Annotated in this window: 20 protein-coding genes; 12 read left to right on the top strand and 8 right to left on the bottom strand. The window is 74.4% G+C overall.

Annotated elements, in window-relative coordinates; all coding sequences use genetic code 11:
* Nucleotides 1–140 precede the first annotated feature (140 nt).
* The 9 genes from AC0VYN_RS33315 to AC0VYN_RS33275 all read left to right on the top strand — a co-directional run bounded on the left by AC0VYN_RS33315 (nt 141) and on the right by AC0VYN_RS33275 (nt 11474).
* Nucleotides 141–1142, top strand: coding sequence for an EamA family transporter (locus AC0VYN_RS33315; RefSeq protein WP_475533969.1), 1002 nt, complete (start codon nt 141–143; stop codon nt 1140–1142).
* Nucleotides 1143–1408: 266 nt separating this feature from the next.
* Nucleotides 1409–2203 carry a TIGR03084 family metal-binding protein gene (locus AC0VYN_RS33310; protein WP_475533968.1) on the top strand — a complete coding sequence of 265 codons (795 nt, stop codon included), beginning with the start codon at nt 1409–1411 and terminating at the stop codon, nt 2201–2203.
* Nucleotides 2200–3873: an acyclic terpene utilization AtuA family protein gene (locus AC0VYN_RS33305; RefSeq protein ID WP_475533967.1), complete on the top strand. Its 1674-nt coding sequence runs from the start codon at nt 2200–2202 to the stop codon at nt 3871–3873. Before AC0VYN_RS33310 ends, AC0VYN_RS33305 begins: the two co-directional genes overlap by 4 nt.
* Entirely contained in the window at nt 3870–5477 is a 1608-nt protein-coding gene (locus tag AC0VYN_RS33300; protein ID WP_475533966.1) for an acyl-CoA carboxylase subunit beta, read from the top strand. The genes AC0VYN_RS33305 and AC0VYN_RS33300 overlap by 4 nt, the downstream gene beginning before the upstream one ends.
* A 25-nt stretch (nt 5478–5502) precedes the next feature.
* Nucleotides 5503–7344, top strand: coding sequence for an acetyl/propionyl/methylcrotonyl-CoA carboxylase subunit alpha (locus tag AC0VYN_RS33295; protein ID WP_475533965.1), 1842 nt, complete (start codon nt 5503–5505; stop codon nt 7342–7344).
* 80 nt (nt 7345–7424) lie between these two features.
* A complete protein-coding gene (locus AC0VYN_RS33290; RefSeq protein WP_475533964.1) occupies nt 7425–8555 on the top strand; it encodes an acyl-CoA dehydrogenase family protein in 1131 nt (376 codons plus the stop codon).
* Between the two features lie 17 nt (nt 8556–8572).
* Nucleotides 8573–10141, top strand: coding sequence for a 4-coumarate--CoA ligase family protein (locus AC0VYN_RS33285; RefSeq protein WP_475533963.1), 1569 nt, complete (start codon nt 8573–8575; stop codon nt 10139–10141).
* Nucleotides 10138–10872 (top strand): enoyl-CoA hydratase family protein, encoded by a 735-nt coding sequence (locus AC0VYN_RS33280; RefSeq protein ID WP_475533962.1) that lies wholly within the window; start codon nt 10138–10140, stop codon nt 10870–10872. Before AC0VYN_RS33285 ends, AC0VYN_RS33280 begins: the two co-directional genes overlap by 4 nt.
* The gene (locus tag AC0VYN_RS33275) at nt 10860–11474 is read left to right on the top strand and encodes a TetR/AcrR family transcriptional regulator (protein ID WP_451627600.1); all 615 of its coding nucleotides are present in this window, start codon (nt 10860–10862) and stop codon (nt 11472–11474) included. Before AC0VYN_RS33280 ends, AC0VYN_RS33275 begins: the two co-directional genes overlap by 13 nt.
* Before the next feature lie 45 nt (nt 11475–11519).
* On the opposite strand, the gene pdxH is transcribed toward AC0VYN_RS33275, so the two are convergent.
* Nucleotides 11520–12197: a pyridoxamine 5'-phosphate oxidase gene (gene pdxH / locus AC0VYN_RS33270; protein WP_475533961.1), complete on the bottom strand. Its 678-nt coding sequence runs from the start codon at nt 12195–12197 to the stop codon at nt 11520–11522.
* A gap of 253 nt (nt 12198–12450) precedes the next feature.
* On the opposite strand from pdxH, the gene AC0VYN_RS33265 reads away from it, so the two are divergent.
* Nucleotides 12451–13551 (top strand): citrate synthase 2, encoded by a 1101-nt coding sequence (locus AC0VYN_RS33265; protein WP_385464427.1) that lies wholly within the window; start codon nt 12451–12453, stop codon nt 13549–13551.
* Between the two features lie 265 nt (nt 13552–13816).
* On the opposite strand, the gene AC0VYN_RS33260 is transcribed toward AC0VYN_RS33265, so the two are convergent.
* Both AC0VYN_RS33260 and AC0VYN_RS33255 read right to left on the bottom strand, forming a co-directional pair.
* Nucleotides 13817–14719, bottom strand: coding sequence for an alpha/beta fold hydrolase (locus AC0VYN_RS33260; protein WP_475533960.1), 903 nt, complete (start codon nt 14717–14719; stop codon nt 13817–13819).
* Nucleotides 14720–15291: 572 nt separating this feature from the next.
* Nucleotides 15292–15984 carry an iron-dependent transcriptional repressor DtxR gene (locus tag AC0VYN_RS33255; RefSeq protein ID WP_225637286.1) on the bottom strand — a complete coding sequence of 231 codons (693 nt, stop codon included), beginning with the start codon at nt 15982–15984 and terminating at the stop codon, nt 15292–15294.
* Nucleotides 15985–16206: 222 nt separating this feature from the next.
* Between AC0VYN_RS33255 and AC0VYN_RS33250 the strand changes: the two genes are divergently transcribed.
* Nucleotides 16207–16962: an SIS domain-containing protein gene (locus tag AC0VYN_RS33250; protein ID WP_475533959.1), complete on the top strand. Its 756-nt coding sequence runs from the start codon at nt 16207–16209 to the stop codon at nt 16960–16962.
* Nucleotides 16963–17020: 58 nt separating this feature from the next.
* Here AC0VYN_RS33250 and AC0VYN_RS33245 read toward each other — a convergent pair whose 3' ends face one another.
* The 5 genes from AC0VYN_RS33245 to AC0VYN_RS33225 form a co-directional block, all read right to left on the bottom strand.
* Nucleotides 17021–18481, bottom strand: a complete 1461-nt coding sequence (locus tag AC0VYN_RS33245) for a PAS domain-containing protein (protein ID WP_475533958.1) — start codon at nt 18479–18481, stop codon at nt 17021–17023.
* Nucleotides 18482–18584: 103 nt separating this feature from the next.
* Nucleotides 18585–19427, bottom strand: a complete 843-nt coding sequence (locus AC0VYN_RS33240) for a GNAT family N-acetyltransferase (protein ID WP_385464440.1) — start codon at nt 19425–19427, stop codon at nt 18585–18587.
* A 100-nt stretch (nt 19428–19527) separates the two neighbouring features.
* Entirely contained in the window at nt 19528–21159 is a 1632-nt protein-coding gene (locus tag AC0VYN_RS33235) for a transporter (RefSeq protein ID WP_475533957.1), read from the bottom strand.
* On the bottom strand, nt 21156–21947 hold the full coding sequence (locus tag AC0VYN_RS33230; protein WP_385464446.1) for an ABC transporter ATP-binding protein: 792 nt from the start codon (nt 21945–21947) through the stop codon (nt 21156–21158). The genes AC0VYN_RS33235 and AC0VYN_RS33230 overlap by 4 nt, the downstream gene beginning before the upstream one ends.
* Before the next feature lie 108 nt (nt 21948–22055).
* Entirely contained in the window at nt 22056–22709 is a 654-nt protein-coding gene (locus AC0VYN_RS33225) for a bifunctional DNA primase/polymerase (protein ID WP_475533956.1), read from the bottom strand.
* Nucleotides 22710–22984: 275 nt separating this feature from the next.
* On the opposite strand from AC0VYN_RS33225, the gene AC0VYN_RS33220 reads away from it, so the two are divergent.
* Nucleotides 22985–24370: a tetratricopeptide repeat protein gene (locus AC0VYN_RS33220; RefSeq protein ID WP_475533955.1), complete on the top strand. Its 1386-nt coding sequence runs from the start codon at nt 22985–22987 to the stop codon at nt 24368–24370.
* The last annotated feature ends 57 nt before the right edge of the window (nt 24371–24427 follow it).

Genomic DNA, 24427 nt, shown 5'->3' with positions numbered 1-24427 from the left:
GGGCGGACGTCCGTTGACAGCCGCGCACCCGCCCGCGACAGTTGCATGGCAGGGCTACGCGCCTGTCTCAGTCCACTACCCTGGACTGTGCCGTACAGCACGATGAACGAAACCGATCCACGTACCGCCCCGGAGCCCTCGTGAGCACGTCCAGCGCCGCCCCCGGCACCCCCGCCCCGGCCGCCTCCACGGCCGGTCCCCACGCAGCGCGGGCCCCGGGGCAGGCGCCCGCGCCGGGTGGTGCCCCGGCCGGCCGGTGGGGTGCCCTCGGCCCGGTCGGACTGGTCCTCGCCGGGGGCGTCTCCGTGCAGTTCGGCGCCGCCCTGGCGGTGAGCCTCATGCCCCGGGCCGGTGCCCTCGGCGTGGTGACCCTGCGGCTGGTCGTGGCCGCCGTCGTCCTGCTCCTGGTCTGCCGTCCCCGGCTGCGCGGCCACTCCCGGGCCGACTGGGGCACGGTCGTCGTCTTCGGCATCGCCATGGCCGGCATGAACGGCCTCTTCTACCAGGCCGTCGACCGCATCCCGCTCGGCCCCGCCGTCACCCTGGAGGTGCTCGGCCCGCTCGCCCTGTCCGTCTTCGCCTCCCGCCGGGCCGTCAACCTGGTCTGGGCCGCGCTCGCCCTGGCCGGCGTCTTCCTGCTCGGCGGCGGCGGCTTCGACGACCTCGACCCGGCCGGTGCCGCCTTCGCGCTGTCGGCGGGCGCGATGTGGGCCGCGTACATCGTCTTCAGCGCGCGCACCGGCCGCCGCTTCCCGCAGGCCGACGGGCTGGCCCTCGCCATGGCGGTCGGCGCGGTGCTGTTCCTGCCGCTCGGCATCGCCGAGTCGGGGGCCGAGCTGATCGACCCCGTGACGCTCGCCCTGGGCGCCGGGGTGGCCCTGCTCTCCTCCGTCCTGCCGTACACCCTCGAGCTGCTCGCGCTGCGGCGCCTGCCCGCGCCGACCTTCGCCATCCTCATGAGCCTGGAGCCCGCCATCGCCGCGGCGGCCGGCTTCCTCATCCTCGACCAGGCCCTGTCCGCCCCGCAGTCCGCCGCCATCGCCCTGGTGGTCGTGGCCAGCATGGGCGCGGTACGGACCCAGGTGGGGCGGCGCGGCCGCGCGCGGCGGCAGCTCCCGGGGGCGGGAGCCGACGGGAAGTAGACGGCGACGGCCGCCCCGACGCCCCCGGCGCCCACGGCGCCCCCGTCCCCGGGCCCGGCCCCCGTCGTCCCCCGGCCCCCGCCCCGGTTCCGACCGGAGCGGGGGCCCGGGGCCTTTCCCGCCCCGTTCTCCGGCGTTCTCCGGCCTCCGGCGCAGCGGCCCGTCCGTCCCGGCAATTCATGCAAGCATGCTTGATTGTTTCCGGCCCTGCTGCCATGCTCCTCCCCACATCGCGCCGCACGCCGCCGTGCCCGAGGGGAGCGCCCGTGTCCGACCCGACGCCCGTGATCGACGACCTGCGCGAGGAGAGCGAGGAACTCGACGCGCTGGTCGCCCGGCTGAGCCCGGCGCAGTGGGCGCTCGCCACACCCGCCCCCGGCTGGACGGTCGCCCACCAGATCGCCCACCTGGCCTGGACCGACCGGTCAGCCCTGCTCGCCGTCACCGACGAGGACGGCTTCCGGGTACTGGTGGAGAAGGCCCTCGCCGCGCCCGGCACCTTCGTCGACGAGGGCGCGGAGGAAGGCGCCCGACGGACCCCCGCCGAGCTGCTGGAGGACTGGCGGGAGGGCCGCCGGCGGCTCGAGGCCGCGCTGCGCGCGTCGGCCCCCGGCGCCCGCTTCCCCTGGTACGGCCCGCCCATGGCGGCCGCCTCCATGGCCACCGCCCGGCTCATGGAGACCTGGGCCCACGGCCTCGACATCGCCGCCGCGACCGGTGTCACGCGCCCGCCCACCGCCCGGCTCCGGCACGTGGCCCGCCTCGGGGTGCGGACCCGGGACTTCGCCTACGCGGCCCACGGCCTCACCCCGCCCCCCGAACCGTTCCGCGTCGAGCTCACCGGCCCGGACGGCGACCGGTGGACGTACGGCCCCGAGGACGCGGGACAGCGCGTCACCGGACCCGCCCTCGACTTCTGCCTCCTGGTCACCCAGCGCGCCCACCGCGCCGACCTCGCCCTCACCACCGACGGCCCGGACGCCGACCGCTGGCTGGACATCGCCCAGGCCTTCGCCGGACCGCCGGGTGCGGGCCGGGAGCCGAAAGGCGCCCGGGAGTGACGGGGCCGCTGAGGATCGGCAACGCCTCCGGCTTCTACGGCGACCGCTTCGACGCGATGCGCGAGATGCTCACCGGCGGCCCGCTGGACGTCCTCACCGGCGACTACCTCGCCGAGCTGACCACGCTCATCCTCGGCCGCGACCGGCTCAGGAACCCCGACGCCGGGTACGCGCGCACCTTCCTGAGCCAGCTCGAGGAGTGCCTCGGCCTCGCCCACGAGCGGGGCGTCGGGATCGTCAGCAACGCCGGCGGACTCAACCCCGCCGGACTCGCCGACGCCGTACGCACCCTCGCCGCCCGGCTCGGCATCCCCGTAAGGGTCGCGCACGTCGAGGGCGACGACCTCACCGCCGCCCACCCGGGAGCGCTGGCCGCGCACGCCTACCTCGGCGGCTTCGGCATCGCGGAGTGCCTGCGCGCGGGCGCCGACGTCGTCGTCACCGGGCGGGTCACCGACGCCGCCCTGGTCACCGGGCCCGCCGCCGCGCACTTCGGCTGGGCGCCGGCGGAGTACGACCGGCTCGCGGGCGCGGTCGTCGCCGGGCACGTGCTGGAGTGCGGCACGCAGGCCACCGGCGGCAACTACGCCTTCTTCCGGGACGGCGACGTCCGCCACCCCGGCTTCCCGCTCGCCGAGCTGCACGCCGACGGCACCTGCGTCATCACCAAGCACGACGGCACCGGCGGCTTCGTCGACGTCGGCACGGTGACGGCCCAGCTGCTGTACGAGACGGGCGGCGCCCGGTACGCGGGACCGGACGTCACGGCCCGGCTGGACACCGTACGGCTCACCCAGGACGGCCCCGACCGGGTGCGGATCGACGGCGTCCGGGGCGAGGCCCCGCCGCCCACGCTCAAGGTCGGCCGCAACCGCCTCGGCGGCTTCCGGGGCGAGGTCGTCTTCGTGCTCACCGGCCTCGACGTCGAGGCCAAGGCCGCGCTCGTGCGGGAGCAGATGGGACCCGCCCTGGCGAAGGCCGCCGACGTCCGCTGGGACCTGTCCCGCACCGACCGGCCCGACGCCCCGACCGAGGAGACGGCCAGCGCCCTGCTCAGGCTCGTCGTCCGCGACGCCGATCAGCGGAACGTCGGACGGGCGCTGAGCGGCGCCGCCGTCGAGCTGGCCCTCGCGAGCTACCCCGGCTTCCACGTTCTCGCACCCCCCGGAAAGGGCGCCCCCTACGGCGTCTTCGAGGCCGTCCACGTCCCCCGGGACACCGTCGGCCACACCGCCGTACTGCCCGACGGCAGCCGGCTCCCGGTGCCGCCGGCCGCGGACACCGCCGCCCTGGACGCCGTACCGGAGCCGCCCCTGCCCGAGCCGCTGCCGGAGGGGCCCCGCCGGCGCGCCCCCCTCGGGCTCGTGGCCGGGGCCCGCAGCGGCGACAAGGGCGGCAGCGCCAACGTCGGCGTGTGGGCCCGCAACCACGAGGCCTGGCGCTGGCTCGCGCACGAACTGACCGCCGACCGGTTCCGCGAGCTGCTCCCCGAGACCCGCGACCTGCCCGTCACCCGGCACGTGCTGCCGAACCTGCGCGCCCTGAACTTCGTGGTCGAGTCGATCCTCGGCGAGGGCGTCGCCGCCCAGCACCGCTTCGACCCGCAGGCCAAGGCGCTCGGCGAATGGCTGCGCGCCCGCCACCTGGACATTCCGGAGGTACTCCTGTGACGGTCCTGCCCTCCGCCGTCGACCCGGCCGGCCCCGACCACCGGGCGAACCGCGAGGCCGTCCTCGCCCGGCTCGCCGAGCTGGACGCCGAGCACGCCAAGGCGCTCGCGGGCGGCGGCGAGAAGTACGTCGCCCGGCACCGGAAACGGGGCAAGCTGCTCGCCCGCGAACGCGTCGAGCTGCTCCTCGACCCCGACACGCCCTTCCTGGAGCTGTCGCCCCTCGCGGCCTGGGGCAGCGAGGCCCCCGGATACACAGTCGGTGCCTCCCTCGTCACCGGCATCGGCGTGGTCGAGGGCGTGGAGTGCCTGATCACCGCCAACGACCCGACCGTCCGCGGCGGCGCCAGCAACCCCTGGTCACTGAAGAAGGCCCTGCGCGCCAACGACATCGCCCTCGCCAACCGGCTGCCCTGCATCAGCCTGGTCGAGTCGGGCGGCGCCGACCTGCCGTCGCAGAAGGAGATCTTCATCCCCGGCGGCGCGATCTTCCGGGACCTCACCCGGCTGTCGGCGGCCGGCATCCCCACCGTCGCCGTCGTGTTCGGCAACTCGACGGCCGGGGGCGCGTACATCCCCGGCATGTCCGACCACACGATCATGGTCAAGGAGCGCGCCAAGGTGTTCCTCGGCGGGCCGCCGCTGGTGAAGATGGCCACCGGCGAGGAGAGCGACGACGAGTCGCTCGGCGGCGCCGAGATGCACGCGCGCACCTCGGGACTCGCCGACCACTTCGCCGTGGACGAGGCGGACGCCCTGCGCCAGGCCCGCCGCGTCGTCGCCCGCCTCAACCACCGCAAGGCGTACGCGGACCCGCCGGCCGCCGAGCCGCCCAGGTACGACCCGGAGGAACTCCTCGGCATCGTCCCCGGCGACCTGCGGACCCCCTTCGACCCGCGCGAGGTGATCGCCCGGATCGTCGACGCCTCCGACTTCGACGAGTTCAAGCCGCTGTACGGGACCAGCCTCACCACCGGCTGGGCGAGCCTGCACGGCTACCCGGTCGGCATCCTCGCCAACGCGCGGGGCGTGCTGTTCAGCGAGGAGTCGCAGAAGGCCGCCCAGTTCATCCAGCTCGCCAACCAGCGGGACATCCCGCTCCTCTTCCTGCACAACACCACCGGCTACATGGTCGGCAGGGAGTACGAGCAGGGCGGCATCATCAAGCACGGCGCCATGATGATCAACGCCGTCTCCAACTCGCGCGTGCCGCACCTGTCCGTCCTCATGGGCGCCTCGTACGGCGCCGGGCACTACGGCATGTGTGGCAGGGCCTACGACCCGCGCTTCCTGTTCGCCTGGCCCACCGCCAAGTCGGCCGTCATGGGCCCCCAGCAGCTCGCCGGGGTGCTCTCCATCGTCGCCCGCCAGTCGGCCGCCGCGAAGGGACGGCCGTACGACGACGAGGCGGACGCGGCGCTGCGCGCCATGGTGGAGCAGCAGATCGAGTCCGAGTCGCTGCCCATGTTCCTGTCCGGGCGGCTCTACGACGACGGCGTCATCGACCCGCGCGACACCCGCACCGTCCTCGGCCTGTGCCTGTCGGCCGTCCACACCGCGCCCTACGAAGGGGCGCGCGGTGGCTTCGGCGTCTTCCGAATGTGATCCCCGACGTGAGGGTGAGGGACCAGTGATCACTTCCGTGCTCGTCGCCAACCGGGGCGAGATCGCCTGCCGCGTCTTCCGCACCTGCCGCACGGCGGGCATCCGGACCGTCGCGGTGTACTCGGACGCGGACGAGAACGCCCTCCACACGCGCACGGCCGACGCGGCCGTCCGCCTGCCGGGAACGGCGTCCGCCGACACCTACCTGCGCGGCGACCTGATCGTGAAGGCCGCGATCGCGGCCGGCGCCGACGCCGTGCACCCCGGCTACGGCTTCCTCTCCGAGAACGCCGGCTTCGCGCGCGCCGTGACCGACGCGGGCCTGACCTGGATCGGACCGCCGCCGGAGGCCATCGAGGCGATGGCGTCCAAGACGCGCGCCAAGGAGCTGATGGGCATCGCGCCCCTGGGCGAGGTCACCGAGGCCGACCTGCCGGTGCTGGTCAAGGCCGCGGCGGGCGGCGGCGGACGCGGCATGCGCGTCGTACGGCGCCTGGCGGACCTCGACGCCGGGCTGACCGCCGCGCGCGCGGAGGCGGCGAGCGCGTTCGGCGACGGCGAGGTGTTCGTCGAGCCCTACGTGGAGAACGGCCGCCACATCGAGGTGCAGATCCTCGCCGACACGCACGGCACGGTGTGGGTGCTCGGCACCCGGGACTGCTCCCTCCAGCGCCGCCACCAGAAGGTGATCGAGGAGGCCCCGGCGCCGGGACTGACCGCACCGCTCACCCGGGACCTGCACGAGCAGGCCGTCCGCGCCGCCCGCGCCGTCGACTACACCGGCGCCGGCACCGTCGAGTTCCTCGTCGCGGACGGCAGGGCCCACTTCCTGGAGATGAACACCCGCCTCCAGGTGGAACACCCCGTCACGGAGGCGGTCTTCGGCGTCGACCTGGTCGCCCTCCAGCTCCGCGTCGCCGAGGGCCACGCCCTCGAAGGCGATCCGCCGCCCGCACGCGGCCACGCGGTGGAGGCCCGCCTGTACGCCGAGGACCCGGCCCACGACTGGGCCCCGCAGACCGGCCGCCTGCACCGCCTCGCCGTGTCCGACGGCATCCGCCTGGACACCGGCTACGCCGACGGCGACGACATCGGCGTCCACTACGACCCGATGCTCGCCAAGGCCGTCGCCCACGCACCCACCCGCGCGGAGGCCGTCCGCCGCCTCGCCGGCGCCCTGGAACGGGCCGTGATCCACGGCCCGGTCACCAACCGGGACCTGCTCGTCCGCTCCTTGCGCCACGAGGAGTTCACCTCCGCCCGCATGGACACCGGCTTCTACGACCGCCACCTCGCCCGGCTCACCGAGCCCGCCCCCGACCCCCTCGCCCCGCTGGCCGCCGCCCTCGCCGACGCCCACGGCCGCTCCCGGTTCGGCGGCTGGCGGAACGTCCCGTCACAGCCCCAGGTCAAGCGGTACGCCATGGCGGGCGAGGAGCACGAGGTTCGCTACCACCACACCCGCGACGGCATCACCGCCGACGGCGTCCGCGTCCTCCACGCCGACGCCGCCCGCGTCGTCCTCGAGACGGACGGCGTCCGGCGCACGTACGAGGTCGCCCGCCACGGCGACCGCGTCCACGTGAACGCCACCACCCTCACCGCACTGCCCCGCTTCGCCGACCCCACCGCCCAGCACGCCCCCGGCTCCCTCCTCGCCCCCATGCCGGGCACGGTCGTCCGCATCGCGGAGGGCGTCACCGAAGGAGCGACCGTGGAGGCGGGCCGGCCCCTGCTGTGGCTGGAGGCGATGAAGATGGAACACAAAATCACCGCCCCGGTCACGGGAACACTGAGCGCCCTGAACGCCGTCACGGGACAACAGGTCACGGTGGGTTCTCTACTGGCGGTGGTCCAGGCCACCTAGGGGCGCGGGGCCGCATGGAACATGCGGCCCCGCCGCGTGAGCGCGACCAGCCACAACGAACCCGCACCCGAAGGAGCACAGTGACCACCCTCATCGAATCCGACGAGCACAAGTCCCTCCGCGAAGCGGTCGCGGCCTTCGCGAAGAACCACCCCGCCACCGACAACCGGCAGTTCTGGCGCGACGCCGCCAAGCTCGGCTACATCGGCGTCAACCTGCCGGAGGCGTACGGCGGGGGCGGCGGCGGCATCACCGAACTCTCCCTCGTCCTGGAGGAGATGGGCGCCGCCGGCAACCCCCTGCTCATGATGATCGTCTCCCCGGCGATCTGCGGCACCGTCATCGCCCGCTTCGGCACCGAGGCCCAGAAGCGGGAGTGGCTCCCCGCCCTGGCCGACGGCAGCCGCCTGATGGCCTTCGGCATCACCGAACCCGACGCCGGGTCCAACAGCCACCGCATCACCACCACCGCCCGCCGCGACGGCGCCGACTGGCTGCTCACCGGCCGCAAGGTCTTCGTCTCCGGCGTCGACATCGCCGACGCCACCCTCGTCGTCGGCCGCACCGAGGACGCGTCCACCGGCCGCCTCAAGCCCTGCCTGTTCATCGTCCCGCGCGACGCGCCGGGCTTCACGCGGCGCCCCATCGACATGGAACTCAACGCCGCCGAGAAGCAGTTCGAGCTCGTCCTGGACGACGTGCGGCTGCCCGCCGACGCCCTCGTCGGCGATGAGGACGCCGGCCTCCTCCAGCTCTTCGCCGGCCTCAACCCCGAGCGCGTCATGACCGCCGCCTTCGCGATCGGCATGGGCCGCTTCGCCCTCGCCCGCGCCGTCGAGTACGCCCGCGAACGCACCGTCTGGAAGGCCCCCATCGGCGCCCACCAGGCCATCGCCCACCCCCTCGCCCAGGCCCACATCGACCTCGAACTGGCCCGGCTGATGATGCAGAGGGCGGCCCACCTCTACGACGCCGGCGACGACATGGGCGCCGGCGAGGCCGCCAACATGGCCAAGTACGCGGCCGGGGAGGCCTGTGTGAAGGCCGTCGACCAGGCGGTGCACACCCTCGGCGGCAACGGCCTCACCCGCGAGTACGGGATCGCCCGGCTGATAACGGCCGCGCGCGTGTCCCGTATCGCCCCGGTGAGCCGGGAGATGATCCTCAACTACGTCTCCCACCAGACCCTCGGTCTGCCCAAGTCGTACTAGCCCGCCCTGGAGGAACCGTGTTCCGCAGCGAGTACGCAGACGTCCCGCCCGTCGAACAGCCCATCCACGACGCCGTGCTCGGCCGGGCCGCCGTGTTCGGCAACGCCCCGGCCCTGATCGACGGCACCGACGGCACCACCCTCACGTACGAGCAGGTGGACCGCTTCCACCGGCGCGTCGCCGCCGCCCTCGCCGAGACCGGCGTGCGCAAGGGCGACGTCCTCGCCCTGCACAGCCCGAACACGGTCGCCTTCCCGATCGCCTTCTACGCCGCCACCCGCGCCGGCGCCTCGGTGACCACCGTGCACCCGCTCGCCACGGCGGAGGAGTTCGCCAAGCAGCTCGGCGACGCGCGGGCCCGCTGGATCGTCACCGTCTCGCCCCTGCTGGACACCGCCCGCCGGGCCGCCGCGCTCGCGGGCGGGATCCGGGAGATCCTCGTGTGCGACAGCGCGCCCGGCCACCGCTCCCTCCTCGACATGCTGGCCTCGACCGCGCCCGAACCCGAGGTCGCCATCGACCCCGCCGAGGACGTCGCCGCCCTGCCCTACTCCTCGGGCACCACCGGCACCCCCAAGGGCGTCATGCTCACCCACCGGCAGATCGCCACCAACCTCGCCCAGCTCCAGCCCGCCGCCCCGGCCGGGCCCGGCGACCGCATCCTCGCGGTGCTTCCGCTGTTCCACATCTACGGGCTGACGGCCCTCATGAACGCCCCGCTGCGGCTCGGCGCCACGGTCGTCGTCCTGCCCCGCTTCGACCTGGAGCAGTTCCTCGCCGCCATCCAGAACCACCGCATCACCGGCCTGTACGTCGCCCCGCCGATCGTCCTGGCCCTCGCCAAGCACCCCGTGGTCGCCGACTACGACCTGTCCTCCCTGAAGTACGTCGTCAGCGCGGCCGCACCCCTGGACGCCGGCCTCGCCGCCGCCTGCTCCCGGCGGCTCGGCCTGCCACCCGTCGGCCAGGCCTACGGCATGACCGAACTGTCCCCGGGCACCCACGTCGTCCCCCTGGACGGCATGGCCGCAGCACCGCCCGGCACCGTCGGCAAGCTCATCGCCGGCACCGAGATGCGCATCGTCGCCCTCGACGACCCCGGCAGGGACCTCGCGCCCGGCGAGTCCGGCGAGATCCTCATCCGCGGCCCCCAGGTCATGAAGGGCTACCTGGGCCGCCCCGACGCCACCGCCGCCATGATCGACCCGGACGGCTGGCTGCACACCGGGGACGTCGGACACGTCGACGCCGACGGATGGCTGTTCGTCGTCGACCGGGTCAAGGAACTGATCAAGTACAAGGGCTTCCAGGTGGCCCCCGCCGAACTCGAGGCCCTCCTCCTCACCCACCCCGGCATCGCCGACGCCGCCGTCGTCGGCGCCCACGACGACGACGGCAACGAGGTGCCGCACGCCCACGTGGTGCGCCGGACGCCCGCCGGCGGGCCGACCGAAGGAGAGGTCATGATGTACGTCGCCGAACGCGTAGCCCCCTACAAACGCGTCCGCCGGGTCACCTTCGTCGACGCCGTGCCCCGGGCGGCCAGCGGCAAGATCCTCCGCCGGGAACTGCGAGGCCGCCCGTGACCCCGATCGTCCGCAACCGCACGCGGGGCGTCGAGACCCTCACCCTCGACGCCCCGCACAACCGCAACGCCCTCTCCGCCGCCCTCGTCGCCGGCCTGGCCGGCGCGCTCGCGGAGGCCGACGAGGACACCGGCGTCCGCGCCATCGTCCTCACCCACACCGGCAGCACCTTCAGCGCCGGCGCCGACCTGCGGGACCCGCCCGGCCCGGACGACCTCGTGGCCCTGCTCCGGCAGATCGTGGAGCTGCCGAAACCGGTGATCGCCCGCGTCATCGGACACGTCCGCGCCGGCGGCCTCGGCCTGCTCGCCGCCTGCGACGTCGCCGTCGCGTCCACCACCTCGACCTACGCCTTCACCGAGGTCCGCATCGGCGTGGCACCCGCCGTCATCAGCCTCACCGTGCTGCCCCGGGCCGACCCCCGCGCCCTCGCCCGCCACTACCTCACCGGCGAGCGCTTCGACGCCGCCGAGGCCGTCCGCACCGGCCTGGTGACCGCGGCGGGCGACGACGTGGACGCCGTACTCGCGCCCGTCCTCGACGGTGTGCGCCGTGCCTCACCCCAGGGCCTGGCGGAGACGAAACGGCTGCTCACGGCTAGGGTGCTGGAGGCCTTCGACCGCGACGCGGCGCACCTCACCGCGCTCTCGGCCCGGCTGTTCTCCTCCTCGCAGGCCCGCGAGGGGATGACGGCCTTCCTCGAACGACGGGATCCGGAATGGGTGGTGTGAGCACGGCCGACCGTGCCGAACGAGTACCCAAGCAGGACCGCAGCCGGGCCACCCGGCAGCGGCTCCTCGAAGCCGCCGTGGCCTGCCTCGCCGAACACGGCTGGGCGGGCTCCACCGTCTCCGTCGTCGCCGAGCGCGCCGGCGTCTCCCGCGGCGCCGCCCAGCACCACTTCCCGACCCGCGAGGACCTGTTCACGGCGGCCGTCGAGTACGTCGCCGAGGAACGCTCCGGCGCGCTGCGCGCCCTGTTCCCGGAGGGCGCGGCGGCCGACGGGCGCCGCGCCGTGGTCGCCGCCCTGGTCGACCTCTACACGGGCCCGCTGTTCCGCGCCGCGCTCCACCTGTGGGTCGCCGCCTCCAACGAGGAGCAGCTGCGCGGCCGCGTGACCGAACTCGAGGCCCGCGTCGGACGCGAGACCCACCGCATCGCCGTCGACCTGCTCGGCGCCGACGAGAGCCGCCCCGGCGCCCGCGAGACCGTCCAGGGCCTGCTGGACATGGCCCGCGGCCTCGGCCTCGCCAACCTCCTCACCGACGACGCCGGCCGGCGGGAGCGGGTCGTGGCCCAGTGGGCGGACCTGCTGGACGAGGCGCTGGACTGACCCGTCCCCGCCCCGCCTCGGCCCCCGGCCCGCCCGGCCGGCCGGTCACGGAGCGAGCCGCTCCACCCGCCAGCCGCCGCCGGCCTCCGCCAGGTACCGCAGCCGGTCGTGCAGCCGGTTCTCCCGGCCCTGCCAGAACTCCACGGTGTGCGGCGCCACCCGGAACCCGCCCCAGTGCGGCGGCACCGGCACCCGCTCGCCCTCCGGATAGCGCGCCGCCAGCTCGGCGTAGGCGGAGTCCAGGGCGCCCCGGCCGGCCACCACCGAGGACTGGATACTGGCCCACGCCCCGAGCTGCGAGCCGTGCGGCCGGGTCCGGAAGTACGCGGCGGTCTCGTCCCGCCCGGTGCGTCGCGCCACGCCCGTCACGATGACCTGGCGGGCCACCGCGTGCCAGGGGAAGAGCAGCGAGACGTGCGGGTTCTCGCCCAGCTCGCGCGCCTTGCGGGAGTCGTAGTTGGTGTAGAAGACGAAGCCCTGCTCGTCGAAGTGCTTCAGCAGCACCGTGCGGGAGCTGGGGCGCCCCTCGGCATCCGCCGTGGAGACGACCATGGCGTTCGGCTCGAACAGGCCGCCCTCCGTCGCGGCCTGCCCGAACCAGCGCGCGAACTGCTCGACGGGAGTGGCGGCGAGCTCGCTCTCGGAGAGCCCGTCGGCGCGGTACTGCTTGCGCATCGAGGGAAGATCGAAGGGGACGGCATCGCGGTCGGTCACGACGGCCATCCTGCCGCATCCGCGCGGCTCCGCCCCGCGGTGTCCTTCGTCACGGAGTGGCACTGAGTGCCGCGACCCCTCCCCAAGGGTGGCACCCGGGGATATCGTGCTGGTTCCGTCCCGGTTGGATGACCGCCGGCCGGACGGGGCATCACACGGATGACCGCAGGGACCGCGAGCCGGCGCACGACCGTGGATCCCGGGGACGACCGCACCGCCCCCGCGCGGGTCGCCACACATCACGATCACGAGGAGCCGCCTGATGTCCGATTTCATACCCGGGCTAGAGGGAGTCGTCGCGTTCGAGACGGAGATCGCCGAACCCGACAAGGAGGGCGGCGCCCTGCGCTACCGCGGGGTCGACATCGAGGACCTGGTCGGACACGTCTCCTTCGGCAACGTGTGGGGCCTGCTCGTCGACGGCGCGTTCAACCCCGGCCTGCCGCCCGCCGAGCCCTTCCCCATCCCCGTGCACTCCGGCGACATCCGCGTCGACGTCCAGTCGGCGCTCGCCATGCTGGCACCGGTCTGGGGCCTCAAGCCGCTGCTGGACATCGACGCCGAGCAGGCCCGCGCCGACCTCGCCCGCGCCGCCGTCATGGCCCTGTCCTACGTCGCCCAGTCGGCGCGCGGCCAGGGGCTGCCCATGGTCCCGCAGCGCGAGATCGACAAGGCCCAGTCGGTGGTCGAACGCTTCATGATCCGCTGGCGCGGCGAGCCCGACCCCAAGCACGTGGCCGCGGTGGACGCCTACTGGACCTCGGCCGCCGAGCACGGCATGAACGCCTCCACCTTCACCGCCCGCGTCATCGCCTCCACCGGCGCGGACGTCGCGGCGGCCCTCTCCGGCGCCGTCGGCGCCATGTCCGGTCCGCTGCACGGCGGCGCGCCCTCCCGCGTCCTGCACATGATCGAGGAGATCGAGCGCACCGGGGACGCCGAGGCCTACGTCAAGAAGACCCTGGACGCCGGCGAGCGCCTCATGGGCTTCGGGCACCGCGTCTACCGGGCCGAGGACCCGCGTGCCCGCGTCCTGCGCCGCACCGCCCGCGAGCTGGGCGCGCCGCGCTACGAGGTCGCCGAGGCCCTGGAGAAGGCGGCCCTGACGGAGCTGCACAACCGCCGTCCCGACCGTGTCCTGGCCACCAACGTCGAGTTCTGGGCGGCCATCATGCTGGACTTCGCCGAGGTCCCGGCCCCCATGTTCACGTCCATGTTCACCTGCGCCCGCACGGCCGGCTGGTCGGCGCACATCCTGGAGCAGAAGCGCACGGGCCGCCTGGTCCGCCCCTCCGCCCGCTACACCGGACCGGGCCCCCGCGACCCGCGCGAGGTCGAGGGCTACGGGGACATCGCGGTCTGATCCCGGAAGGGGCCGCGGAACGCAGACGACCCGCGAGTCTGGTTCCTCCGTGGAGGAGCCGGCCGGACGTACCGGCGACTCGCGGGTCGGGTGACTGCGATGGATTGGCCGGCTGCGCGCAAGGCACACACGCTGGTCCGGCACCGCACAGGATGTGGTGACGGGCTGCTAGCCCGCAGCCACCTCTTCCGTCCGGTATTCATACATTTGCCGAACCACCTCCTTTCCGAAGTGACAACCACACTAGAAAGCCGTCCCCGGCGGATCAACCCATTTTCGGAGAACCTGCCGCGCCGAGGGTGTCCAGGAACGGTTCGACGGCCGCCCGCCAGGCCTCCGGCTGGTCGTAGTGGACGAGGTGACCGGCGTCGGCGACCTCCGCGTACCGGCCGCGCGGCAGGACCCGCACCATCTCCTGCGCCTCCGCGCGGCCGAGTTCGCCGTCCAGGCCGCGCACGACCAGGGTGGGGCAGCGGACCTGGGCCAGCTCCTCCCAGTGGGCGTCGTGGACCCAGGTCTCGCGGGTCCGCAGCATCTGCTCGGGTTCGAAGACGGGGCGCCAGCCGTCCGGGGACTCGGCCATCACCTCGGCGTAGAACTCGCCGCGGGCCGGGTTCGGCCGCTCCACCCACGGGTCGTCCTCGCCGAACCACTTGCGCACGTCGGCGAGCGTCGCGAAGGGCACCGGCCAGGCCCGGAACCACTCGGCCCACACCTGCTGCGAGGCGGCGCCCAGCGCGGAGGCCCGCATGTCGCAGACGACCAGGCCGCGGACCAGATCGGGCCGTCTGGCGGCGAGCTGCCAGGCGGTGAGCGCCCCCATGGCGTGACCGACGAGGACGGCCGGGCCGAGGCCGAGCTGCTCCAGGGCCGCCTCGACGTCCTCGACGTAGGCATCCCGGGAGCAGACGCCCTCCGGGGGCTTCTCGCTGCGGCCGTGGCCGCGCTGGTCGAGGGCGACGGCCCGGTGGCGCGCGGAGAGCCAGCGCGCCGTGGTCGCCCAGTGCGACGCCCGGCCCATCAGGCCGTGCAGCAGCAGTACGCCGGGCGGGCCGCCGCCGTCCGCCGGGCCCGCGCCGGGCGTCCCGTCGGTCTTGGGAGGGTCGCCGAACTCCCAGGCGGCGAGGCGTACCCCGCCCGCCCCGGTCACGTCGATGCGCCGCGCCATAGGTCCTGGCACCCCCAAGTGTCGCGCCCTGTCGTGCCTGCGCCCTGTCGTGCCCGCCGCGTCCGGTGTCCGCGCCCGTCCTGCCGGGCGCCCGTTGTGCGGGCCGTTCGTGTCCGACCACCGCAGAGTATCGAATGGGTATTCGAAAATACTGTCCCGCCAGGCAACACCCCTCGTTCGAGTGACACCCCTCAGGGATTGATCGCCGTCGCCGAGGGGAGATCTTCAACGGGAGGCGGACCGCTCGGGGAAAACGGTCCGAGGGGATTGACCCTGAGAGCTCGGGGCTCCGGGTCAGCACAGGGGAGGACAGGCCCCGGCGCCGCAAGGCGCCGGGGCCCTCCGCGTCTCTCCGGCATGTCCCTCCCCCTCTCCGGCCGGGCCCGGCACCGCCGGACCCGCCGTACGCCTCGGGCGACAGCCTCGCACGCGCGGCGCGCGACCGCTGCCGTTCGGCGCACCCCGTCCCGGAACCGACGGGATCGGCACGGCGGCTCGGAACCCGGCGCGAACCTCCGCGCCGTCCGCGCCACCGGCCGGCCGAGGGCCCCGTGAGCGCCCGTGCGGACGTCTCAGCGCTTGGCGACGAACACGTGCGACGCGACGTCCGCCTCGAGCTCGGCCGCCTCGCCGCCGCTGCCGACCAGCACTCCTCCCGCCGACTCCGTCACGCTCACCACCGAGCCCGGCTGCACGCCCGCCCGGCGCAGCGTGTACATGAGCTGCGCGTCCGTCTGGATCGGCTCGCCGATGCGGCGCACGACGACCGTCTTGCCCTCGGGGCCCGGACCCAGGTCGGCGAGCGACACCATGCCCTCGTCCAGGAACGGGTCCGCGCCGTCCGTCTCGCCCAGCTCCTCCAGGCCCGGGATCGGGTTGCCGTACGGCGACTCGGTCGGGTGCCGCAGCAGCTCCAGCACGCGGCGCTCGACGGCCTCGCTCATCACGTGCTCCCAGCGGCAGGCCTCGGCGTGCACCTGCTCCCACTCCAGGCCGATCACGTCGACGAGCAGGCACTCCGCGAGCCGGTGCTTGCGCATCACGCGCGTGGCCAGCCGGCGCCCCTCGTCGGTCAGCTCCAGGTGCCGGTCGGCCGCCACGGACACCAGGCCGTCGCGCTCCATCCGCGCCACCGTCTGGCTGACCGTCGGGCCGCTCTGGTCGAGCCGCTCGGCGATCCGGGCGCGCATGGGGACCACACCTTCCTCCTCCAGCTCGAGGATGGTGCGGAGATACATCTCCGTGGTGTCGATCAGTCCGGACATACGTGCCCCTTGGTGAGATCTGCCGGAGGAGGAGGCCCACCGGCGCGTGCGCTGGCCCTGCTCCAATTCTGACGCATACCACCGACAAGCGTCCCTCGCCGCGATGAGCCGGCCCGGCCGGCCCCGCCGGTCACCGCCGCACGGCCCGCCCGGCCGTATTGACACCGCACCGCTGGGGACCGCACCGTGATCCGCGACGCAGCCACACCGAAGGGGCCCCGCATGAGCGACCGCAAGCCGGCCGGCCAGTTCCTCGACGCGGCGATCGACCTGCTGCGCCGCGTCCGGGACGAGGAGGCCGACGCCATCGAGGCGGCCGGCACCCTGCTCGCCGACACCGTCCGCGACGGGGGCCGCCTCTTCGCCTTCGGCGCCGGTCACTCCTCCCTCGCCGCGCAGGACGTCGTCTACCGCGCCGGCGGACTCGCCCTGATGAACCTGCTCGCCGTGCCCGGCGTCGTCGGCGTCGACGTCATGCCGGCCACGCTCGGCTCCGCCCTGGAGCGCGTCGACGGCCTCGCGAGCGCCGTGCTCGACTCGTCGCCCCTGCGCGCGGGCGACGCCCTGGTGATCATCTCCCTGTCCGGGCGCAACGCGCTCCCCGTGGAGATGGCCATGAACGCCCGCGCACTCGGCGTGAAGGTCATCGGCGTGACCTCGGTGGCGTACGCGTCCGAGACCAGGTCCCGGCACGGCTCCGGCACCTTCCTGAAGGACCACTGCGACCTCGTCCTGGACTCGAAGATCGCCGTCGGCGACGCGGAACTCACCCTCGACACCGTCCCGGCGCCCTTCGCGCCCGCGTCCACGGTCGTCACCACGGCGCTGATGCAGGCCGTGATGGCCACGGCGGCCGGCGCCCTCGCCGACCACGGCATCGAGCCGCCCCTGCTGCGCTCCGGCAACGTGGACGGCGGCCACGAGTGGAACGGCCGCGTGCTGGCGGAGTACGGCGACCGGATCTTCTACCGGCACTGACCGCGCAGACCGGCACCGACCGCGACACCGGCACCGACCGCGCACGCCCGCGGCCCGGTTACTCCTCGACCGCCCCGGCCAGGTCCAGCGTCGTCGCGATGCGCACCGCCACGTCCTCGGCGTACATCGCGTCGGGCCGCTCGAAGGCGTTGCGGCCCGCGCCGCGGAGGAACGTCAGGACGCCCAGCGTCCGCCCCCGGCTGCGCAGCACCGTGCACAGCGCGTGCACCGTGTCCGAAGGCCACTGCCGGGTCTCGGCCCACCGGCGCGCCCGCTCGGGCGGCACGGTGCCGGTGCCCGCGCTGGCCCGCACCGAGCCGGCGCGCTCCACGCACTGCAGTGCCGGATGGCCCTCGCCGTACCGCGCCGGCAGCCCGGCCGCACCGGACGGCAGACCGGTGCCCGGCGCCCCGGAGGGCGTGGTCGCGACCCGCACCAGGCGGACGGGGTCCGCCGTCCCGGAGTCCGCGAGCGACCCGCCCGCCACCCGGTCGATCAGCGCGTGGTCCGCGAACCCGGCCAGCGCGAAGTCGAGGTGCACGGTCGCCGCCTCCGCCGGGTCCTCGCACTCCGCCGCCGCCCGCGCCGCCCGGTGCAGCTGGTTGGCGCGGAAGCGCAGCAGCGACGCCTCCTGCTCGCCCTGCTTGACCTCGGTGACGTCCAGGAACAGCCAGCCGACCCCCAGCGGCACCGGCTCCTCCGCGAGCGGCGACGACAGTCGCACGAACCCGCTGCGCCAGCACCGCCGCCGCTCCCCGTCGGTGGTACGCACACTCACCCAGATCTCGGCGGGCGCCGGCGGCGCGCCCTCCGCCAGGACGTGGGTCAGCGCGCTCTCCAGTTCCTCCACGCCCTGGGACAGCAGATCGCCGAGCGGCCGGCCCAGGACCGAGCCGCGGGCGGTGCCCAGGGCGCGCGCCGCGTGCGCGTTGACCACGGCGGGCCGCAGGTCCACGTCCATGAGGACGACACCCCAGCTCGCCTCCTCCAGCAGCGCCTCGCTCAGCGCGATCGACCGCTCCAGGTCGATCTGCGTGTGGACCTCGCTGAACGCGCAGTACACCCCGGCCGGCCTGCCGTCCGGGCCGCGCACCGCCGCCGACTGGGTGCGCACCAGCACCCGCCCGCCGTCCTTCGTCAGGAGCGCGAACTCGTTCACCTGACGCCCGGGCGAGCGCATCGCGGACAGCAGCCGCTCCTCGACCTCGCCCGCGTCCGCGCTGCGCACCGCCCAGCCGGCGAACCCCTGGCGCCCCACGGCCTCGGCCGCGGTCCAGCCCAGGATGCGCTCGGCCTCACGGTTCCAGTGGGTGACGACGCCCTCCGCGTCGAAGGCGCACAGGGCCGCGTCCATCCCGTCGAGGAGGGCGGCCAACAGGTCCGCGCCGTCCCGCTCGGGCTGCTCCGGTTCGTCCGGCCCCAGCTCGTCCGTGGTCCCACTACGCCGGGATGCACTCACCTGAACCCCCTGCAGGCTGCGTCCGCCGCACCGTACGCCGGTTCCTTCACTGGTCTTCATTCAACTCGAACGTGATGCAGCACACACCGGGTTCCCGCAAGATTGCGGAAATCGTTGCGCAGCGGAAACTCGGCATACGCCCCTGTCATCAAGGGTCCCGCCGTCACACTCCGGCCGCCAGCCGCAGATCGACCCACTCGTCGGTTTCGCCGTCCAGCACGTACCGCTCCAGCTCGGTGAACCCCCGCGCCGCGGCGAACCGCAGCCCTTCCTCGTTGGCCGCCAGCACCACCGTCTCCACCGCCGCGGCACCGAGCCCGCGCGCGTGCGCCAGCCCCCGCTCGTACAGCGCCGCGCCGATCCCGCGCCCCCGGAACGCCGGCAGCACCCGGGCGATCACGGTCGCCACCCGTGCGTCCCCCTGCGGCGGACGCACGGTGGAGCACCCGACGAGGACGTCCCCCAGGTAGGCGTTCTCCAGCCGGTAGCGGACGCCGCGCTCGCGCACGTCCGCCGGGGACATCGCGGCGGGCGGGACGATCACGTTGTGGACGTGCCGCCACTCCTCCGCCATGGCCTCGCCGTCCACGACCTCGATCCGCAGGCCCGAGCCGGGCCCTACGGGTCCCCGGCGCGCGTCCACCTCGATCTCGATCCGCATCCGCTCGTCGGCGAGCCCGCACACCGCCATCGTGGCCGCCGGCCGCACCTCGCCGAACACCCGCCGCAGCACGGGCCAGCACGGCTCGAAGTCCTCCCGCTCCGGCAGCAGGTACCGGACCCGCACCACGTCCGCGAACGTGCAGCCCGCCTCGGCGAGCGCGGCCCCTATGGTGCGCAGGCACTGCTCGGCCTGCTCCACCACGTCGTCGGCGATGGTCATCGCCGCGTAGTCGAACCCGGTCGTCCCCGACACGTGCACCCGGTCCCCGTCGACGACGGCCCGGGCGTACCCGATCCGCTCCTCGAACAGGGAACCGCTCAGAATCGCCCGCCGCTGCGTCATGCGCGGCACGGTAGGTGACCGACGCGCACGTGTTCAAACAGGTAACCGGCGCGAGTGTCCTCACCGGCGACCAGGGCACGGGGCCCGGTCGCGTCCGCGGTCACCCCCTGCTCACCGCCGCGAGGATCTCCGGCAGCCTCCGGGCCGTGTGCGGGGCGGCCAGACGCAGGCCGAGCAGGGTGATCACCGCGCCGTACACCGCGCCCACCGGCAGCAGGACCGCGCTCCACGCGTCGCCGCCCTCGCGCACGTTCAGCCAGACCGTCAGCGCGATGACCGGGGCGCACAGCAGGGCCGCGCCCATCATCCCGCCGACGATGGAGATCCAGGCCAGGCCCACCTGGCCGGGGGCCACGTTCTTGTGGCCCTCCTGCGGGATGGAGTAGGGGAAGCGCGCGGAGGTCCAGGCGCCGGTCGCGAGCATCGCGCCGAGCAGGGCGAAGGACAGGCCGAGCGCCTCGGGCAGCCGCTGCCAGTCGTCGAGCATCGCGGTGGTCAGGACGGTGACCAGGGTGGCGTACGGCAGCGTGATCAGGAGCAGGGCCAGCGCGCGGGCGCGCAGCTCGACGTACGCGTCGCGCGTCGAGGAGATCGTCATGGCGACGATCCAGAAGGCGGACGTGTCCTGGCCGAACTGGTTGTACATCTGGACGCCGAGCATTCCGGCGGCGAAGCAGGCGAAGTAGACCGAGCCGGTGCCCTGCCAGGCGTTGAACACCGGCACGATCAGGCCGATGGCGAGCGAGGTCACCCAGGCCGCCTTGGTCTTGGGGTCGCGCCACACGTACCGCAGGGTGCGCTCCATGGTGGTGCCGGTGCGGCCCGCGGGGAGCAGCCGGGCCGGGCCCGCCGAGCCCGGCTCGCGGGCGGGCCCGCCCCCGGCCGCCTGGAGCGTGGAGCCGTCGGGCGAGGTCATCAGCCGGGTCAGGTGCCGCGCCCAGACCCACAGCAGCAGCACCAGGGCCGCCGCGGTCAGCGCGAGCTGGGCGAGGGCGGTGCCGTACGCCCCGTCGCTCGCCGCGTCCATGGCGCCGATCGCCGAGGCGGGCGGTACCCAGCGCAGTACGTCGGCCACCGGGTCGAGCTGTCCCAGACCGGACGTGCCCAGCCGCTGCGCGCCGAGGTTGACGAGCTGCGCCCCGACCGCGACGACCAGTCCGCTCAGCACCGCGAGGTCGCGGCCCTTGCGGCTGGTCAGCAGCCGGACGTTGGCGGCGGCGACGGCCCGCGCGAGGGTCACGCACACCAGCAGCGCGAGGACGGCGCCGACGGCGCCGACCGCGATCGCCGCCCCGCCGTGCGCGACCGCGACCACGGAACCGGCGAACATGCAGAGGGTGAACAGCGGCCCGATGCCCACCAGCGAGGCGGCGAGCAGGGCCCGCACCAGCGGGCGGGGCCGCAGCGGCAGCATCACCAGCCGCGTCGGGTCCAGGGTCTCGTCGCCGCTCGGGAAGAACAGCGGCATCACCGCCCAGCCCAGGCCGAGGACCGCCGCGGACAGGACGGTCAGCGCGTCCACGTGCGCGTGTCCGCGCAGGGCGACCAGGCCGATGAGTTGGAGCGCGGTGAAGAGCAGGACGACGACGGCCGAGGCGACGTAGGCGGCCCGCCGGCCGCCGGACTGCCGCAGCCCGTTGCGCAGCAGGGAGAGCTTCAGCCGCACGAAGACGGCCGTGACGGGCGTGGGCTGGGTGGTCGCGGTGGTGGCGGGGGCGGTGCGGGCGCTCATCGTGCCCCGCCGCCCAGCCAGTCGAGGTCGCCTCCGGTGTCCCGGGCGCCCGCGCCGACGAGTTCGAGAAAGGCCTGCTGCAACGAGGGGGCGTCACCGCGTACTTCGGCGAGCGTGCCCGTGGCGCGGATGCGCCCGGCGGCCATGACGGCCACCCAGTCGCACAGCGACTCCACCAGCTCCATCACGTGCGAGGAGAAGACGACGGTGGCGCCGGAGGCGGTGTAGCGCTCCAGGACGCCCCGGATCGTCTGCGCGGACACCGGGTCGACGCCCTCGAACGGCTCGTCCAGGAAGAGGACTTCGGGGTTGTGCAGCAGGGCGGCCGCGAGGCCGATCTTCTTGCGCATGCCGGTCGAGTAGTCGACGACCAGCTTGTGCTGGGCGCCGGCCAGGTCGAGCACGTCCAGCAACTGTGCGGCCCGCTTGTCCACCTCGGCGCCGGGCAGTCCGCGCAGCCGGCCCGAGTAGGCGAGCAACTCCCGCCCCGACAGCCGCTCGAACAGCCGCAGCCCCTCCGGCAGCACCCCGATCCTGGCCTTCACCTCGACCGGGTCCCGCCAGACGTCGTGCCCGACCACCTCGACCGACCCCTGGTCGGGCCGGAGCAGCCCGGTGACCATGGAGAGCGTGGTGGTCTTCCCGGCCCCGTTCGGGCCGACGAGTCCGATGAACTTGCCCGCGGGCAGCTCCAGATCGATCCCGCTCACGGCGACCTGCTGCCCGAACCGCTTCCAGAGCCCCTGTACACGCACGGCGCTTGTGCCCACCACGTCTCCCTCCGTCACCTCGAACCCTACGGGGGAGGCGCGCCCCGCCAGGGGCGCGGGGACGCGCGGAACCGGAACGAACCCGCAGCCGCCGTCAGGCACGAGCCACGGGACGACGGCGCCGTCCTAACGATCCCTGCCGCACGCGTACGCCAACGGAGAGATCAGCTCCTCCACGTCCGGCAGCCACCGGTTCGCCGGTGTCGGCCGGCGGACCCACTGCACGGCGCCCCGCGTCCCGTACCGCGTGGGCGGCGCGGCCACGTACGCGCCCTCGCCCAACGCGGCCAGGTCCAGGGCCCGCGGCGACCACCCCAGCCGGCGCACCAGATCGGGCACCTTCGCCGTGGCCCCCGGCAGCACGAAGAACCGCATCCGCCGGTCCGGCGCCAGCGTCACCGGGCCCAGCGTCAGCTCCATCCGCTCCATCCGGGCGAGCGCGAGGAAGCCCGCGGACTCGGGCACGTCGATCGCGTCGAACGTCCGTCCCGTGGGCAGCAGGACCGACGCGGCCGGCTGCTGCTGCCACAGCCGGCGGACGACGGTCGCGCTGCCCGTCGCCTGCGCCGCCCAGTCCTCGCGCGCGGGGTGTGCGCCCGGGGCGGCGCACGCCGCGTCTCCGCAGGAACAGCGCTGCACCCCGTCGGCGGCCTCCAGCCAGGTCCCGGGCGACACGTCCCAGTGGCGCTCCTCGGCGTAGCGGACGGCGGTCTCCAGCAGCGACGTTCCGCGCTGCTGCGGGATCTGAGCGGTTTCGGCACCCGGGATGGTCTCTTCCACGTGGAGCACAACTCCCGCACCCACCCCGGGTTACGGCCCCCGCGCGCGCGGGGGAGGAGCACCGATCCCACATCCGGGGCGCATGGGTGCATGTACGGGGGCGCGCGGGAGGATCCGTGGCCGGGGGTGGGTAGCCACGTCTGGGGCCGGTGCCGGCCGTAACCCCGGCAAACCGCGCAAGCCTCGCATTGTCGGCACGTCGGCGGGGCATTGATCCTCACGGCCGGACATCTCGCGTTCGCCGGGACAGCATCGAGACCGCATGGGGGTACGCCATGGCCGCAAGGCCTCTCGTCGCGCGACAGCCGAACGAACGGCTGCAGGCGCTCATTCAGGAAGCGGGCTGCTCGAACGCGGGCCTCGCCCGCAGGGTGAACATGTGCGGTGTCGAGCACGGCCTCGACCTGCGGTACGACAAGACGTCGGTGGCCCGCTGGCTGCGCGGACAGCAGCCGCGGGGCCGGGCACCGGCGATCATCGCGGAGGCGCTGGGGCGCAAGCTCGGCCGTACGGTCACGATCGACGAGATCGGCATGGCCAACGGCAAGAACCTGGCGTCTGGCGTCGGCCTCCAGTTCTCGCCGACGGTGCTGGGGGCCATCGAGCAGGTCTGCGAGCTGTGGCGCAGCGACGTGGGGCGGCGGGACTTCCTGTCCGGCTCCTCCGTCGCCGCGTCCGCGCTGGTCGAGCCGAGCCGCGACTGGCTGATCTCCGCGCCCGACCCCCAGGTGTCGCGCTCGGCCGGGCCGCGGGTGGGCCAGTCGGACGTGGCGGCGGTGCGGGCGATGACGCAGGCGCTGGTGGACCTGGACCACCAGTACGGCAGCGGGCACGTGCGCCCGGTCGTGGTGCACTACCTCAACAGCGTCGTCTCCGGGCTGCTCGCGGGGTCCTACCGCGAGGCGGTCGGGCGGGAGTTGTTCGCCACGGTGGCCCGGCTGACCGAGCTCGCCGGGTACATGGCCGTCGACACCGGGCAACCGGGCCTGGCCCAGCGGTACTACATCCAGTCGCTGCGGCTCGCGCAGGCGGCCGGCGACCGCGGCTACGGCGGCTACGTCCTCGCCGCGTCGATGAGCCACCTGGCCGCGCAGCTCGGGAACCCGCGCGAGATCGCGCAGTTGGCGCGCGCGGCGCAGGAGGGCGCGCGCGGACGGGTCACCCCGCGCGCGGAGTCGATGTTCCACGCCGCCGAGGCGCGCGGCCACGCCCTGCTCGGCGACGTCCGGTCGGCCCAGGCGGCCGCCGGACGCGCGGTCGGGGCGATGGAGGCGGCCGACCCGGCCTCGGGGGACGACCCGGCGTGGATCGCGCACTTCGACCGGGCCTACCTGGCCGACGAGTTGGCGCACTGCCACCGGGACCTCGGGCAGGCCGACGCGGCGGCGCGGTGCGCCCGGGAGTCCCTGGCGGGACATCCCGAGTCGAGGGCCCGCAGGCGGGCCATCGGCCATGTGCTGCTCGCCACGGCGCAGGTGCAGCAGCGGGAGATCGAACAGGCCTGCCACACCGCGCTGAAGGCCGTGGACCTGCTGGAGACGCTGCGCTCCAACCGGGGCGCCGAGTACCTCGAGGACTTCCAGCAGCGCCTGGAGCCCTACCGGGACGAGGCGGTGGTGCGGGAGTTCGGCGCACGGCTCGAGCTGCCCGCCGCCGCGTGAACGTCCGGTGAAACGCGGTGCGGAGAGTGGAAAGGAACGTAAACAGCGTGCCGGGGC

This window comes from Streptomyces sp. 63XJN7_1_ISO-PGPR-S23-121 (assembly GCF_056173025.1).
The sequence above is the reverse complement of the archived record's forward strand: the minus strand, read 5'-3'. Positions and strand labels throughout refer to the sequence as shown.